The organism is Streptomyces sp. NPDC000941, assembly GCF_053599555.1.
On sequence record NZ_JBSFMM010000125.1, the window covers coordinates 1 to 14429 of the forward strand.

At 73.4% G+C, this 14429-nt stretch carries 7 protein-coding genes; 2 read left to right on the plus strand and 5 right to left on the minus strand.

The window, feature by feature from the left end; genetic code table 11:
• Positions 1-522 precede the first annotated feature (522 nt).
• A complete protein-coding gene (locus ACWDSL_RS32660) occupies positions 523-1071 on the minus strand; it encodes a MarR family winged helix-turn-helix transcriptional regulator (RefSeq protein WP_450491575.1) in 549 nt (182 codons plus the stop codon).
• Positions 1072-1219: 148 nt separating this feature from the next.
• On the opposite strand from ACWDSL_RS32660, the gene ACWDSL_RS32665 reads away from it, so the two are divergent.
• Positions 1220-2527, plus strand: a complete 1308-nt coding sequence (locus ACWDSL_RS32665) for an MFS transporter (protein ID WP_450491598.1) — start codon at positions 1220-1222, stop codon at positions 2525-2527.
• 201 nt (positions 2528-2728) lie between these two features.
• On the opposite strand, the gene ACWDSL_RS32670 is transcribed toward ACWDSL_RS32665, so the two are convergent.
• Positions 2729-4783 (minus strand): ATP-binding SpoIIE family protein phosphatase, encoded by a 2055-nt coding sequence (locus ACWDSL_RS32670; RefSeq protein ID WP_450491576.1) that lies wholly within the window; start codon positions 4781-4783, stop codon positions 2729-2731.
• Positions 4784-5048: 265 nt separating this feature from the next.
• Entirely contained in the window at positions 5049-6356 is a 1308-nt protein-coding gene (locus ACWDSL_RS32675) for an NAD(P)/FAD-dependent oxidoreductase (RefSeq protein WP_450491599.1), read from the minus strand.
• 368 nt (positions 6357-6724) lie between these two features.
• Here ACWDSL_RS32675 and ACWDSL_RS32680 point away from each other — a divergent pair, with 368 nt between their 5' ends.
• Complete coding sequence (locus tag ACWDSL_RS32680; RefSeq protein WP_450491577.1) at positions 6725-7468, plus strand: TetR/AcrR family transcriptional regulator; 744 nt, start codon at positions 6725-6727, stop codon at positions 7466-7468.
• Between the two features lie 326 nt (positions 7469-7794).
• Here the strand turns inward: ACWDSL_RS32680 and ACWDSL_RS32685 are convergent, their stop codons facing one another.
• Both ACWDSL_RS32685 and ACWDSL_RS32690 read right to left on the minus strand, forming a co-directional pair.
• Complete coding sequence (locus ACWDSL_RS32685) at positions 7795-12042, minus strand: AfsR/SARP family transcriptional regulator (RefSeq protein ID WP_450491578.1); 4248 nt, start codon at positions 12040-12042, stop codon at positions 7795-7797.
• Positions 12043-12199: 157 nt separating this feature from the next.
• Complete coding sequence (locus ACWDSL_RS32690; protein WP_450491579.1) at positions 12200-14308, minus strand: asparagine synthase-related protein; 2109 nt, start codon at positions 14306-14308, stop codon at positions 12200-12202.
• Positions 14309-14429 lie beyond the last annotated feature (121 nt).

Genomic DNA, 14429 nt, shown 5'->3' on the forward strand with positions numbered 1-14429 from the left:
GGAACAAGCCGGAGGAATAATCCAGCCTGTTCACAGCGTCCTCGCTGTGTGTTTTTCTTCAAAGGAACCTCGTCCAACCAACCGGAAACCGGCCGATCGTACGGGGTATCAACATATCTGGCGTTGACTTTTGGCACGCTGTTGAGTTCTCAAGGAACGGACGCTTCCTTCGAAACCGTTTCACCGGTTTCTCCGGGCGCTTCCCTTCGGTGTTTCCAACCTTACCAGATCCGCTTTCCGGTCCGTTCCCGGTCCGAATTCCGTTTCCGGCCCCCTGTTGGAGCGGGGTTTTTCGCGCCTTCCGGCGTGTCCACTACTTTAGCGGATTTCCTCCGAGGCTCATAATCGAGCCTCCCGACCGAATTCCGGGCACGCCGAAATCCATCCCGATGAGGGGCCGTGCAGTAGTGGTTTGCGCCGATGTGGCGCGAGCGGCTACCGAAGAACCGTTACGGCTCCGTGGCAGCTCGGAGTACATTACGCATCGCCCCGGTGCGTGTCAAACACCCCCGGCGTGCGATGTCAGTCCAGGTCGCTCAGCCGTCCGCCGGCGTCCGGCTGGGTCTCCTCCACACGGCGCAGGACCCGCATCAGCATCTCGCCGAACGCCGCGCGCTCGTCGCTCGACAGGTCCTGAAGAAGGTCTTCCTCGAAGACGGACGCCATCCGCATGGCCTCCAGCCACTTCTCCCGGCCCTCGGCCGTCAGCTCCACGATGACGCGCACCCGATTGGCCTCATCGCGCTCGCGCGTGACCAGACCGTCGCTCGCCATGCGGTCGATGCGGTGGGTCATCGCGGCCGGGGTGAGGCCGAGCCGCTTGGCGAGGTCGCCGGGGCCCAGTCGATACGGGGCTCCGGAGACGACGAGGACCTTCAGCACCTCCCACTCGGCGTTGCTGATGCCCAGGGTCGCGGTCTGGCGGCTGTACGCGACGTTCATCCGTCGATTGAGCCGGCTGAGGCCGCTGACGACCTGCTCCACCTGCGGGTCCAGGTCCTGGAACTCGCGCTGGTAGGCCGCGATCTGCTCCTCGAGGCTCGGCTCGGCCGGGCCGGGGGTCTCAGACATGCCGCGCAGTATGGCACGTAACTCATTCGCGTTGAAGTCCTTCGCCATGTACTCTTTAGCTTCGAACTTTACTGTTGAAGTCTTGAGGCTTCGACTGTTCGAAATTCTCCTACTCGTCATCGAACTTTTTCGACCTAGGCAGGTGAGTGTGACCACCGCGATGGGCGCTGCGCTGCGCCGGATCCAGCTGGGGAACGCGCTGAGCGCGTTCGGCAACGGCTTCACCGTTCCGTTCCTGTTCGTCTATGTGGCGCAGGTGCGGGACCTGGGCGCGAGTACCGCGGGCATGGTGCTCGCGGTGTTCGCCGTCGCGGCGCTGGCCGTGCTGCCCTTCACTGGTCGGGTGATCGACCGGCGAGGGCCGCTGCCAGTGGCCCTGGCAGGTGCCGTGGCTTCGGCCTTCGGGTCCATGGGACTGGGGCTGGCCGCCGACGAGGCGTCCGTCATCGCGGCGGTGGCCCTGCTCGGAGCGGGGATCGCGGTGATCCAGCCCGCCCTCGCCACCATGATCGTGTGGTGCTCGACCACGGCCACCCGGTCGCGCGCCTTCGCCACCCAGTTCTTCCTCAACAACCTCGGCCTCGGCGTCGGCGGGCTGCTCGGCGGGCTGCTGGTCGACGCTTCCGAGCCGTCGAGCTTCGTCCGGCTGTTCGCGATCGAGTCGGTGATGTTTCTGGTGCTGGGCGCGGCCGTGGCGACCGTACGGCTGCCCGCGGTTTCGAAGCTCGACCCGGCGTCGGCCGTGGGAGAGAAGACCGGGGGCGGCTGGCGAGCCATGCTGCGTAACCGGGCCATGGTGCAGCTGTGTGTGCTGGGCTTCGTGATGTTCTTCGCCTGCTACGGGCAGTTCGAATCGGGGCTGGCGGCGTTCGCGGTGGAGGTCGCCCATATCTCGCCCGCGATGCTCGGCGCCGCCCTGGCGGCGAACACGATGGCCATCGTGCTGGCGCAGTTCGTCGTGCTCCGGCTGGTCGAAGGGCGGCGGCGCAGCCGGGTCATCGCGCTGACCGGGCTCGTCTGGACGGTGGCCTGGCTGGCGGCGGGGGCCTCCGGTCTGGTGCCGGGCAGCCAGGCCGTCGCGACCGGCGCGATCATCTCGTCGTACGCGCTCTTCGGGCTCGGCGAGGCGATGCTGTCGCCGACCGTCGCGCCGTTGGTGGCCGATCTGGCGCCGCCGACCATGGTCGGGCAGTACAACTCCGGGTTCGCCCTGGTCAAGCAGCTGGCGCTGGCCGTCGGCCCGGCGGTGGGCGGGCTGATGGCCGGGGCCGGGATGTACGTGGCGTACATCGTGATGCTCGTCGGCTGCTCCCTCGGCATCGCGGCGCTCGCGCTGCGGCTGGGCGGGCGACTCACGGCCCGCCAGGACAACCCGCTGCGCGGGGTCCAGGAGGCGACCGTGCCCGCGCAGCGTGTGGAGTCGGCGGCGGTGGAGCCGGTGACCACCGCGGCCTGACGGTCGGGCCGGCAGCTCGACCATGGGCCTGGCGCCGCGCCTGCCTCGACCGTCGGTCCGGCGCTTGTGGCGACCGTCGGTCCGGCGCTTGTGGCGGGCCGTCGCGCCGGAGCCGCGTATCAGGCCCGAGCCCCGCTCGCCCTCACCCCGTCCCTCCGCCGGAGGGACGGGGTTCCGTCGCTCACCCTGGGCCGCGGGGGTCTACCCCGCCGGGAGGGCGAACTCGCACCACACCGCCTTGCCCCCGCCCGGTGTGCGGCGCGAGCCCCAGGACGAGGCGATGGTCGCGACGATCGAGATACCGCGCCCGGCCTCGTCCGCCGGCTCTGCGCGGCGGCGGCGCGGCAGATGCTCGTCCCCGTCCGTCACCTCGATGATCAGGCGGCGGTCCGTACGGCGCAGCCGCAGGCGCATCGGCGGCACGCCGTGCTGGAGCGAATTGGCGACCAGCTCGCTGGCGGCGAGCACACCCAGGTCGCGCAGCTCTACGGGGAAGCGCCAGCTGGCGAGGACGCCGGAGGCGAACGCCCGCGCCCGAGGAGCCGCCTCCACACCGCCGAGGAGATCCAGGGCCGCGTTGTGGAACAGCTCGGCGTCATGGCCGGTGCGGGCGGGGTGCTGCAGGACCAGCACGGCCACGTCGTCGTCGTGCTCGGCGGTGATGCCCAGCGCCCGGATCAGGCGGTCGCACATCACCTGGGGCGTGCCCGTGGCGCCCGCGAAGACGCGCTCCAGCGCGGCGACGCCCTCGTAGATGTCCTTGTCGCGCCGCTCCACCAGCCCGTCGGTGTACAGCACGGCGCTGGAGCCGGGGCCGAAGGGGAGCGAGGCCGAGGTGTGCAGCCAGCCGCCGGTGCCCAGCGGCGGTCCGGTGGGCTCTGCGGCGCGGCTCACGGTGCCGTCCGGGTCGCGGACCAGGACCGGCAGATGGCCCGCCGAGGCGTAGACCAGGCGGTTCTCGTTCGGGTCGTGGACGGCGTAGACGCAGGTCGCGATCTGGCTGGGGTCGATCTCGGCGGCCAGGCCGTCCAGGAGCTGCAGGACCTCGTGCGGGGGCAGGTCGAGGCGGGCGTACGCGCGGACGGCGGTACGCAGCTGGCCCATCACGGCGGCGGCGCGGACGCCGCGCCCCATGACGTCCCCGATGACCAGGGCGGTGCGGCCGGCGCCGAGCGTGATGACGTCGTACCAGTCGCCGCCCACGGCGGCGTCCGTGCCGCCCGGTTGGTATGTGGCGGCGACCTTGAGGTCGTCGGGCTGCTCGAGCTCCTGCGGGAGGAGGCTGCGCTGGAGGGTGACGGCGGCCTGGCGCTGCAGGCGCTCGCTGGCGCGCAGCCGCTCGGCGGCCTCCACCTGGTCGGTGACGTCGGCGCCGAAGACCAGCACGCCACGCAGCCGGGGCTGCTCGGCCCTGGGGCCGGGCATCGACGGCGCCTGGCCCGCACCTGGCGCGGCCACCGGGGCGGCGGCATCCGCAGCGGTCGCGTCATGGGCCTCGGCATCCGCCTCGGCGTGGGTCCCCGTATGGGCCTCATGGGCCTCGGCCTCGGGCGCGCTGCCGGACGTGATGCCGGGCGCGGAGACAGCAGCGGCAGAAGCCGGGGCCAAGGCCGGTGCGGGCGGCGGGGCGGATGGCGGGGCGGGTGGCGGGGCGGCCATCTCGATCGGGGAGCAGGTGAAGGTGTAGTAGCCGTGGCGCACCCGGCCGCCCGCGCTCGCCGAGCCCGCCCCGGCTCCGGAGCCCGCTGCCGCCGCCTCCGCGCCCGGCGCGGCCCCGGCCCTCGCCCCGGAGACGCGCCGGGACTTGACCGTACGCGGCCGACCGCTGCGCAGGACCTGGTCCATGAGCGGCAGCAGCCCCAGCTCCTGCAGCTCGGGCAGGGCCTGGCGGGCGGAGGCGCCGGGGGTCCGGGCGCCGAAGATGGCCGTATAGGAGTCGTTGACGTACGCGATGCGGTGATCGGGGCCGTAAACGACGGCGACCAGCGCCGGGACCTGGCCGAGGACGTCATGGACGGACAGCCCGTCGAGGGTGGGGACGGCGGCGGGAAGCCCGTCCTCCACGGCCTGGGCCGCCGCGCCCGGCGGCGGCTCGCCGCGGTCCGAGGGGTCGGAGCGCTCGCCCCGGGCAGCCGGGACCGATCCGCTGCCGCCACCCGCGGCCGCGGGCTGGGGCCGCCGCGCGGCGCGGTCGGCCCGGGCGGCGGTGCGCCGCTGTGTTCGGGGAAGCCGGGCGCTCCAGCGTGTGAAGTTCACCGGGGGTTACCTCGCGAGATTGTGGCTGAGCGGCGCGCCGGCGCGGGGGTGCGGAAAGGGTGTGGGTGCGGGGGGACGGCCCCCAGGGGAATGCAGCAAACTTCCGAATCCTCGCGATTGTCACTCTTTGCAGGTACGAGCCCACCCATGGTCACACGTCCAGTGTGACCGACCGGACTGACATCCGTGAGACGCCGGTCGGGTGGGCGGAGTTCCCGCCTCCGCTCCAACGGGCCGAACGGGCCCGAACCGGCGTCGGCTGGCGTCAACTGGCCTCGGGATGGCGGCCTGTGTCGGCGGCGAGCTTGAACTCGGCCCGCGGGTTCTCCAGCGACCCGAGCGAGACGATCTCCCGCTTGAAGAGCCCCGACAGGGTCCACTCGGCCAAAACGCGCGCCTTCCGGTTGAAGGTCGGCACCCGGCTGAGGTGATAGGCGCGGTGCATGAACCAGGCGGGGTAGCCCTTCAGCTTCCGCCCGTAGACATGGGCGACGCCTTTGTGGAGGCCGAGGGAGGCCACCGAGCCGGCGTATTTGTGCGCGTAGTCCTTCAGCGGCCGGCCGTGCAGGGAGGCGATCACGTTCTCGGCGAGCACCTTCGACTGGCGCAGCGCGTGCTGGGCGTTGGGGGCGCACTCCTTGCCGGGCTCCTCCGCCGTCAGGTCCGGGACCGCCGCGGCGTCGCCCGCGCTCCAGGCGTGCTCCACTCCGTCCACATGGAGGGCGGCGGTGCACTTGAGGCGGCCGTGCGCGTTCACCGGGAGGTCGGCGGAGGCCAGGATGGGGTGCGGTTTGACCCCCGCGGTCCACACCAGGGTGCGGGTGGGGAAGCGCGAGCCGTCGCTCAGCGCCGCGACCCGGTCCACACACGAGTCGAGGCGGGTCTCCAGCCGTACGTCGATATTGCGGCCGCGAAGCTCGCGGACCGCGTACTTGCCCATCTCCTCCCCGACCTCCGGGAGGATGCGGCCGGTGGCCTCCACCAGGATCCACTTCAGGTCCTCGGGCGCGATGTTGTGGTAGTAGCGGACGGCGTAGCGGGCCATGTCCTCGAGCTCGGCGAGCGCCTCGACGCCCGCGTATCCGCCGCCGACGAAGACGAAGGTGAGCGCGGCGTCCCGGACGTCGGGGTCCCGGGTGGAGGAGGCGATGTCCAGCTGCTCCAGGACGTGGTTGCGCAGGCCGATGGCCTCCTCCACGGTCTTGAAGCCGATGCCGTGCTCGACCAGGCCGGGGACCGGGAGGGTGCGGGAGACGGAGCCGGGCGCCAGTACCAGCTCGTCGTAGTGGATCTCGACCGCGCCGGTGCCCTCCTCGGCGGTGGCGAGGGTTTTGACCGTCGCGGTGCGTTTGCCGTGGTTGATCGCCACGGCCTCGCCGATCACGACCTGGCAGCGGGACAGGATGCGACGCAGCGGCACGACGACATGGCGTGGCGAGATCGATCCGGCCGCGGCCTCCGGGAGGAACGGCTGATAGGTCATGTACGGCTCGGGGTCGACCACGATGACCTGTACGTCGCCTTGCCCCAGCTCCCGCTTCAGCTTCCGCTGGAGGCGCAGCGCGGTGTACATCCCGACGTAGCCACCGCCGACAACGAGAATGCGCGCAGGTTCCTTCACCCTCCCATGAGGCACGCACAGCCGCGGTTTGTCCACAGGCCCGACGAATTGTGTGACCGGCGGTTTCGGCGCGCCCCGCCGCGCCCATTCGGTCAAGCGTACGGAAGGTGCGCAGGTCAGTAGGGGGGCGCGAGGTGGTGGGCGGGTGGGGAGGCGGTGACGGGCGGTGCGGTACTCCGAACGGGGGTCGATCTGTCCGGACCTACCCCCTTCTTTCTTGACCGGCGCTCAACTATGTTCGTACTCCGTCGGGGTCGTGACTGCCCCGGCGTTCTGGGCGGGGAGTCTCCGGGGGGAGACGTCATTACCGGGGGATCACTATGCAGCTTCAGGGTTCTCATTGGTCGTCAGCCGTCGCATCGGTGGACGGTGCCGGCGGCCGGAACACTCCGCTGCGCGTGGACGCGCAGCGCAATCTCGAGCATGTGCTGCGGGCGGCGCGCGAGGTCTTCGGGGAGCTGGGGTACGGCGCTCCCATGGAGGACGTCGCGCGGCGCGCGCGGGTCGGGGTGGGCACCGTCTATCGGCGCTTCCCCAGCAAGGACGTCCTGGTCCGTCGTATAGCCGAGGAGGAGACCGCCCGGCTGACCGACCAGGCGCGCGCCGCCCTCGGCCAGGAGAACGAGCCATGGTCGGCGCTGGCCCGGTTCCTGCGCACCTCGGTGGCCTCCGGCGCGGGCCGGCTGCTGCCGCCCCAGGTGCTGCGGGTCGGGGTCGAGGTGGAGGCGGAGGCGGCGGTCCGGGTACCGCAGCAGCGGCAGGTGGGGTTAGCCGACCCGCCAGCCCCTCCGCAGCCGGAGCTGCGGCTGGTGGAGCAGCCCAGCCCCGTCGTCCCGGGCGGCCCTGACGACGCGGGCGCCGCGGCGCTGCTGGAGGTCGTCGGGCAGTTGGTGGACCGGGCGCGGGAAGCGGGCGAGCTGCGGCCGGACGTGACGGTGGCCGATGTGCTGCTGGTGATCGCCACGGCGGCGCCCTCGCTGCCGGACGCGGTGCAGCAGGCGGCGGCGTCGGCACGGCTGCTGGACATCCTCCTGGACGGGTTGCGGTCGCGCCCTGCGGGGTGACGTGCGTCCGGCAGGGTGACGCGCGCCCCTGGGCCGGGCAGCGGTCGGGCTGAAGAGGCGTTCCGTAATTCACCGACCTGCTGGTCCGATATGCTCGGTGGCGGCCGAGAAGACGGCCTGTGTGAGTCAACCGCGTGAGGTGCTGACCGCCGGATCTTCGGCACACCACCTGCGGCAGCCCGCTTGCCTGCGGGCCTCTGCTCACCGAACTCCGGAAAGGCCCCGAGCAACCCCGGATGAGACACCGCAAGGTGACCACGCCGGAGCGCCCGGACCAGCCGAACCGGATGCAGTCCGTACCCCCTTTGGGAATTACGGATCAAGTCTTAGGCGGCGGTCATCAGTTCGTCGAGCAGGGCGATGACCTGCTCGACGGACAGGCCAGCGCCCTCGGCGCGCAGCGCCTGGGCCGCCTCGCGGCCCAGGGCGCGGTGCGCGGCGGCCTCGGTCCTCTCGGCCTCGCGCAGCTGGAGCGGGGTGCGCTGCAGCTCGCCGCGCCAGGCGTCGGCCGCGCCCAGCAGCCGGGCGGCAAGGTGCTCCTCGTCGCAGCCCACCAGGGCATGGGCGACAGCCTCCGCCTGGTGGGCCAGCAGGAGCTCCGCGCAGCCAGTCTCGATGCCCCTGCTCAGGTTGTCGCGTACCTTGCGCAGCGCGCTTGGCGCATCGCCCTCGTCTGCGGTGATGCGGGCGTCCATGCCGTCCACGAGTATCCAGAACTGCGGGGGCGGGGTGGCCTGCTCCCCGATGCGCCGCGCCTCGTCGCACAGCGTCCGCGCCCGGGCCAGATCGCCGCGGTGCAGCTCGATCAGGGAGCGCAGCAAGCGGTTGAAGGACTGCACGTCCCCCGAACCGCGGCGCCCCGCCTCCTCGTCCGACTGGTCCAGCAGCTTCTCGGCGCGGTCGAGGTCCCCGTCGTTGATCGCCACATCCGCCAGCCGGGTGATGAGGAACGGCGTCTCGGTATGTGCGCCGATCTCCCGCGCGAGCCGTCGCGCCATCTCGTACGCGGCCCGCGCCTCGTCGAGCCGGGCACGGCTCGCGGCCATCTCCCCTGCGGCGGTCTCGATCTGGGCGAGCATCCACCGGTCGCCGACCCGTCTGCTCAGCTCCCGCAGCTCCGCCCAGTCCGCCTCGGCGTTCTTCATACCGCCCGACGAGTCGATGGTTATGTGCGTACGGAACATCAGCGCCACGCCGACCGCCCAGTCGTCGCCGTACGCCCGGCAGTGGGCCACCGCCTCACTCATCAGCGGGACCGTGCCGGTGTGGCCGCCGATGACGAACCCGGCGAACGGCCACAGCATGCCGGGGAAGCGGGCCGTGCGCGGGCCGGGGTGGCCCATGTAGGCATCGCGGATGCGAAGGGCCGCGGTCCTGGCCACGGGGCTGGTCAGGGTCGGCCCATCGGCGTTGTCGGCGTTCAGGAAGAACAACAGGATCCGCAGGTCCATCTGGTCCCAGTAGCGCGTGACGGCCGCGTCGACGCCGTCCTGCCCGGGCGGGACCTCCTCGGGGATCGAACCGAGCATGCTGTAGATGTCGTCGCGCCCCATGGAGCCGCCGAGGATCAATGCCTCGCGGGTCCAGGCGATGCCCTCGTCCCGGTAGTTGCGCAGCCACCAGAACCAGCTCATGGCCATGATGAAGTCTGTCGCGGTCTGTTCGTCGCGCGCCTCCAAGGAGCGCTTCAGAGCGGCTCGGCTGTTGTCGAGTTCCGCCTCGACGCGGCGCAGCCAGGGAAGCTGCTCCGCGGAGCGCAGCCGTGGCTCGGCGGTGCGGGCGAAGTCGAGGAAGTGGGTGGTGTGGCGGGCGACGGCGGCGGCGTGGTCGGCCCGGGCGGCGGGGTCCTCGACGGCCCGCTCGCCGACGTACTCGTGGATCGTCTCCAGCATGCGGTAACGGACCTCGGAGGGGGCAGCCGCGGCCGTGGTGCCGGTTGGATCGCCGGGGTGCGGGACCTCTGAGGCTGGGCCCTCCAGGGACGGGTCCTCGGGGGTCCGGTCCGCCGTGGGGTGGTCGACGACCAGGAGCGACTTGTCGACCAGCGCCCCGAGCAGATCGAGCACATCGCCGGGGGCTATGTGCTCGTGGGGACGAGCAGGCCGGTCGGCGGCAGACGAGTCGGCGGCAGGCCCGTCGGCGGCAGGCGGCGCGTCCGCGCACACCGCCTCCGCCGCGCTCAGCCCCCATCCGCCCGCGAACACCGACGCCCGGCGCAGCACCGTGCGCTCGCGCTCGTCGAGCAGGTCCCAGGACCAGTCGACGACGGCCCGCAGCGTCTGCTGGCGTGGCAGCAGGGTCCGGCTGCCGCTGGTCAGCAGCCGAAAGCGGTCGTCGAGCCGGTCGGCGATCTGGCGCGGGGTCAACAGCCGCAGCCGCGCGGCCGCCAGCTCGATCGCCAGCGGCAAACCGTCCAGCCGACGGCAGATCTCCGCGACCGCGGCCGACGTGTCCGCGTCCCGTGCCGGGGCGAACCCCGGCAGGGTGGCCGCGGCACGCTCGGCGAACAACTGGTGGGCGGGCGCGGGCCGAAGCGGCTCCACAGGCCGTACGGTCTCGCCCGGCACGCCCAGCGGCTCCCGGCTGGTGGCCAGCACGGTCACCCCAGGGCAGTGCGCGAGCAGCGTCTCGGCGAGCCGCGCCGCGGCGTCTATGACGTGCTCACAGTTGTCGAGCAGGAGCAGCAGACGGCGGTGCGCGCAGAGCTCGACGAGGCGTGCGGTCGGGTCGGCGCCGTCCGCCGGGCCGATTCGCCCTTCCAGCCCGGTGGCGAGCAGGGACGTCTCACGGTCGCCTACGGCGCTCAGGACAGCCCCCGGGACGGCGGCGGGATGGTCGAGCTTGGCGAGCTCGGCGACCCAAACCCCGTCGGGGTAGGCAGTTGTGACGGTCGAGGCGGCCTCCTCGGAGAGCCGGGTCTTGCCAGAGCCGCCGGGGCCGGTGAGCGTGACCAGACGAGCGCCACGCAGATCCCCGTGGAGGTCCCCGATCTCGCTCTGCCGGCCGACGAAGCTGGTGAGCCGCGCCCGGAGGTTCCCGCGCGGACGGAAGCCGCCGCCTTGCGGCCCGCCCGGTCCCGGTCCGCCGTTCGGCGGCGCGTGCGGGGCGCCGGCAGGGGCCATGTCGGGGCCGGTTTCAGGGGCGCGGGCGCCGTGGACGGCGGCTGCCGCGCCGCTGCCGTAGGTGCCCTCGGGCCTGTGGGCGGCGTACCCAGCGGCCGACCCGCTGCCATGAGCGACCTCAGGCACGTGGGCGGCATACCCGGCGGTCGGCCCATTGCCGTGAGCGGCCTCAGGCACGTGGGGGGCGGCGAACCCAGCGGCCGGCCCGCCATCCTGGGACGTCTCAGGACCGCGCTCGGCGTACGGCCCCAGGGCGCCCGCTCCCCCACGGCCCGCCGCCGCGCCGCCGACTGACTCCGGGGCGCGAGGCACCGCAGCCCCGCCCGCCGCCGCTGAACCAGGAGCCGTATGGGGTTCACGGGCGGGATCCCCGGCGGTGAGCCGGTCGTCGCCGGGGATCCCGCCCGGCGTCCTCGGACCGTGGGGCGCCTCGGGCACGCGGCCGGTGTGCGCGACACGGGTCGGCTCCGACACGTGCGGCGCCGCGGGACCGTACGGCCCGTGCCTCGCCTCGTCGCCAGAAGAGGACGCCCCGGCCGCCTCCCCACCAAGGTCACGACCGTCGTAGCCGGCGCCCGCCCCAAAGGTCGCCTCCGGGCCGCGCGCCGCCCCCCGTTCGCCGCCACCGCCGCCACCGCCAGAGCCGCCGTCGCCTACCGGGCCGGTCGGCCCGCCGGCGTGCCGTACGGCCGCAGAACCCGTGCCCGCCGAGGGCGGCACGGGCCCCCCGGACAGCAACAACCCATGCAGCGCCTTGAGGTCCGCGCCCGGGTCCGTGCCGAGGTGGTCGGCGAGCGTACGGCGGACCGCCTCGTACGCGGCGAGCGCGTCGGCCGGGCGGCCCGACGCGTGCAGGGCGCGGATCAGCTGCGCGTGGAAGGTCTCGTCGAGCGGGTGGTCCATGACGAGCTCGCGCAGCTCCGGTATGACGTCCGCCGCCTGGCCGAGCGCGAGGTCGGCGTCGATACGGCGGTGCAGCGCGGTGAGCCGCAGCGCCTCGGGGCGGGCGGCGGCGGCCTCCCGGTCCGGCAGATCGGCCAGCGCGGGGCCGCGCCACAGCGCGAGCGCCTGCCGCAGCACGTCGGCCGCCGCTTGTGCGTCACCGGCGCCGAGGGCCCGCGTGCCGTGCTGCGCCAGCGCCTCGAAGTGGAGGAGGTCGACGTCCTGGCGGCCGTTGGTGGCGAGGCGGTAGCCCCCGGGCGAGGAGACCACCGCGTCCCGGCCGATGGCCCTGCGCAGGCGGCCCACGAGCGCCTGCAGCGCGGCTGGTGCGTCCTGGGGCGGGTCGTGGGTCCACACCTCGTCGATGAGGACGTCCACGGCCACGGGGGCGGGGCGGGCGGCGCGCATGGCGAGCGCGGTGAGCAGCGCGCGGAGACGGGAACCGCCCAGTGGCAGGGGGTTCCCGTTGTCGTCGCGTGCTTCGGCCGAGCCGAGGATCAGATACCGCACGGGGTCATTGTCCTCGGGTCAGCGGTCGGACCATACGAACACGTGGTCAATTGGCGTGCCGTTACCCGGTCCGGGCCGGACCCACGGCCCCAGGGCAAACCGCAGCACCACACCCACACACACCCATAACCGCACACCCACACCCCCACCCGCAGCCCTACAGGCTCGGCCGCGGCACCACTCCCCCCGCCACCGCCCGCTGCCGCGGCGCCGCCGTCCCCGTCCAGCAGGTGCCGCGCCGGGCCAGCAGCCGCCGCAGCCAGACCTCCGTGGAGACGAGTTCGGCCAGCCCGTCCAGGGGCAGCCGCTCCCCTTCCGCCGCCGCGCGCAGCGCCTTGCGTACGACGCGGGCCTCGACCAGGCCCGCGTCGGCGAGCAGCGGCGCGTCGAAGAGGTTGACAACCTCGCCGACCCAGGCGCGCAGCCCGGTCCGTACGGCGGCGGCGTGGGCGGCGTGGGAGGTGGCTCCCCAGCCGGGTGGCAGATCGCGGATGCCCGCCCCCGCGAGGACCGCGCGCAGCGTGGCCGCACGCGCCCCGGGTTGCACCCGTAGCGCTTCGGGGAGCGCGCGGCAGGCCCGTACGACCTGGTTGTCGAGGAAGGGGGCGTGGAGGCGCTGGCTGCGCACCTCGGCCGCCTGCTCGAACACCCGGTGGTCGGCGGCGTGCCTGGCCAGGGCCGCGTCGGCGCGCCGCTCACCGGGGCGGCGCAGGGTGACGGGGCGGGCCGCGGCCTCCTCCAGGCGCAGCGACACCTCGGCCAGCGCCTCGCCGGTGAGCCAGCGGGCGGCGGGTCCTGGCCGGCACCAGGCGAGCGCGGCGAGGGAGGCGGAGACGACCCCGGGCCCGGACCTGCCGCCGTCGCGCCCTCCGCTGCCGTCGTCGGTGAAGCGCCGTTCCAGGAGGCGGCTCGCGGCGTCCTCGACGCCGTCCCGGTAGGACGTACGGGCGAGTTTGCGCGCCGCCCGGTAGACCGTGAAGGGCACGAAGAAGGAGTGGCCGGAGGGCCCGTCGGCCTTCGCCAGCGCGGTGGCGGGGCGCAGCAGGTGGCGGCGTCTTCGGTCGAGGAGCAGGTCGGCGAGGCGCGCCGGGTGGGCGTCGAGCGCCTGGCGGGCGCCGTGGCCGACGAAGTGGTCCGCGCTGCCCGCGACGAGCCGGCGGCGGTGGCGTTCGGCGCTGACGATGGAGGGGCCGGGTTCGTCGGTGAGCGGGCCGCTGTCCAGGGCGGCGTAGGGGAGCGCTTCCTCGCCCGCGGTGACGACGACGTGGTGCAGCCGCGGGTTGGCGGCGATGGTGCCGGCCCGTTCCAGCTCGGCCTCGCGGGCGCGGGCGCCGCCCGCGGTGGCCAGGTCGTTGAAGGTGACGGCGAGGAGGCGTTCGCCCGCTTCGGCGCCGTGGCCGAGGAGGGTGCCGGGCATTCCGGGCAGTCCGGCGGCCAGCAGGGCCAGGGTGGCGGAGGCGCTGCCTCCGGAGAGGTCGGCGCCGATGCCGGGCGCGGGTGCGCCGCGGGCCGCGCGCCGTTCGGCGGGGCCCATGCCGGGGACCGGGCCGGGGTCGAGGCCGCCGCTGGTGTCGGGGGCGTGGCGGGGCGCGGTGAGCCTGGCCCGTACGGCCTCCACGAGGGCGTCCCGTACGCCGTCCACGGCCTTTTCCTGGTCCACTTGGGGCGCGGCGACGGCGAGCGAGGCGGTGGGCTCGTAGCCGACGATGTCGCGGGCCCCGTCGCGCAGGATCAGCGCGTGTCCCGGGGGCACCCGTCTGACGCCCATGTACGGGGTGCCGTCGCCCATCGCCTCCGGGGCGTCGGGGCAGGCCAGGAGCGCGCCGAGGTGGCTGACGTCGAGCTGCGCCTCGATGAGGTCGGCGAGCGGAAGGGCGGCCGTGGCGTACGCGGTGCCGCCGCCCCAGTCCGTGTGGAAGACGGGCCGGGCGCCGGCCAGGTCGCCGACGATGGTGGTGCGGCGGCCGATCTGGGCGACGGCGGTGTAGCTGCCGGACCAGGCGGTGAGATGGCGCAGGGCGCCGCCGCGGGCGGCGAACAGGCCGACGCGCAGCTCCTCGTCGGAGGCGCCGCAGCAGCCGAAGACGGCGAGGCGGGAGAAGGGGTCGGCCTGGACGACGCGTACCTCGTCGGGCCGCCAGTCGCCGACCGCCCACAGCGGATCCGGGTCCGACCACAGGAGATGGGCGCCGACCGGCTGGACCGCGCGGCCCTGCGAGGGGTCTGGCCCCGATGCGGTACTGCTCCAACCCACCAACCACCGCATCGCGCCTCCACAGGGTGTGGGCAAACAAGGCAACCAAGAAAGTAGGTGCCATCATGCACAGCACGTCGACGGTTTCGGCATCGAACCGGACAACTACATGGATCTCCTGGATGTCCTTTGA

Coding starts and splice junctions, on each gene's coding strand:
- ACWDSL_RS32660 (WP_450491575.1), bottom strand. CDS start 1,071: ATGTCTGAGACCCCCGGCCCGGCCGAGCCGAGCCTCGAGGAGCAGATC.
- ACWDSL_RS32675 (WP_450491599.1), bottom strand. CDS start 6,356: ATGTACACCGCGCTGCGCCTCCAGCGGAAGCTGAAGCGGGAGCTGGGG.
- ACWDSL_RS32680 (WP_450491577.1), top strand. CDS start 6,725: ATGCAGCTTCAGGGTTCTCATTGGTCGTCAGCCGTCGCATCGGTGGAC.
- ACWDSL_RS32690 (WP_450491579.1), bottom strand. CDS start 14,308: ATGCGGTGGTTGGTGGGTTGGAGCAGTACCGCATCGGGGCCAGACCCC.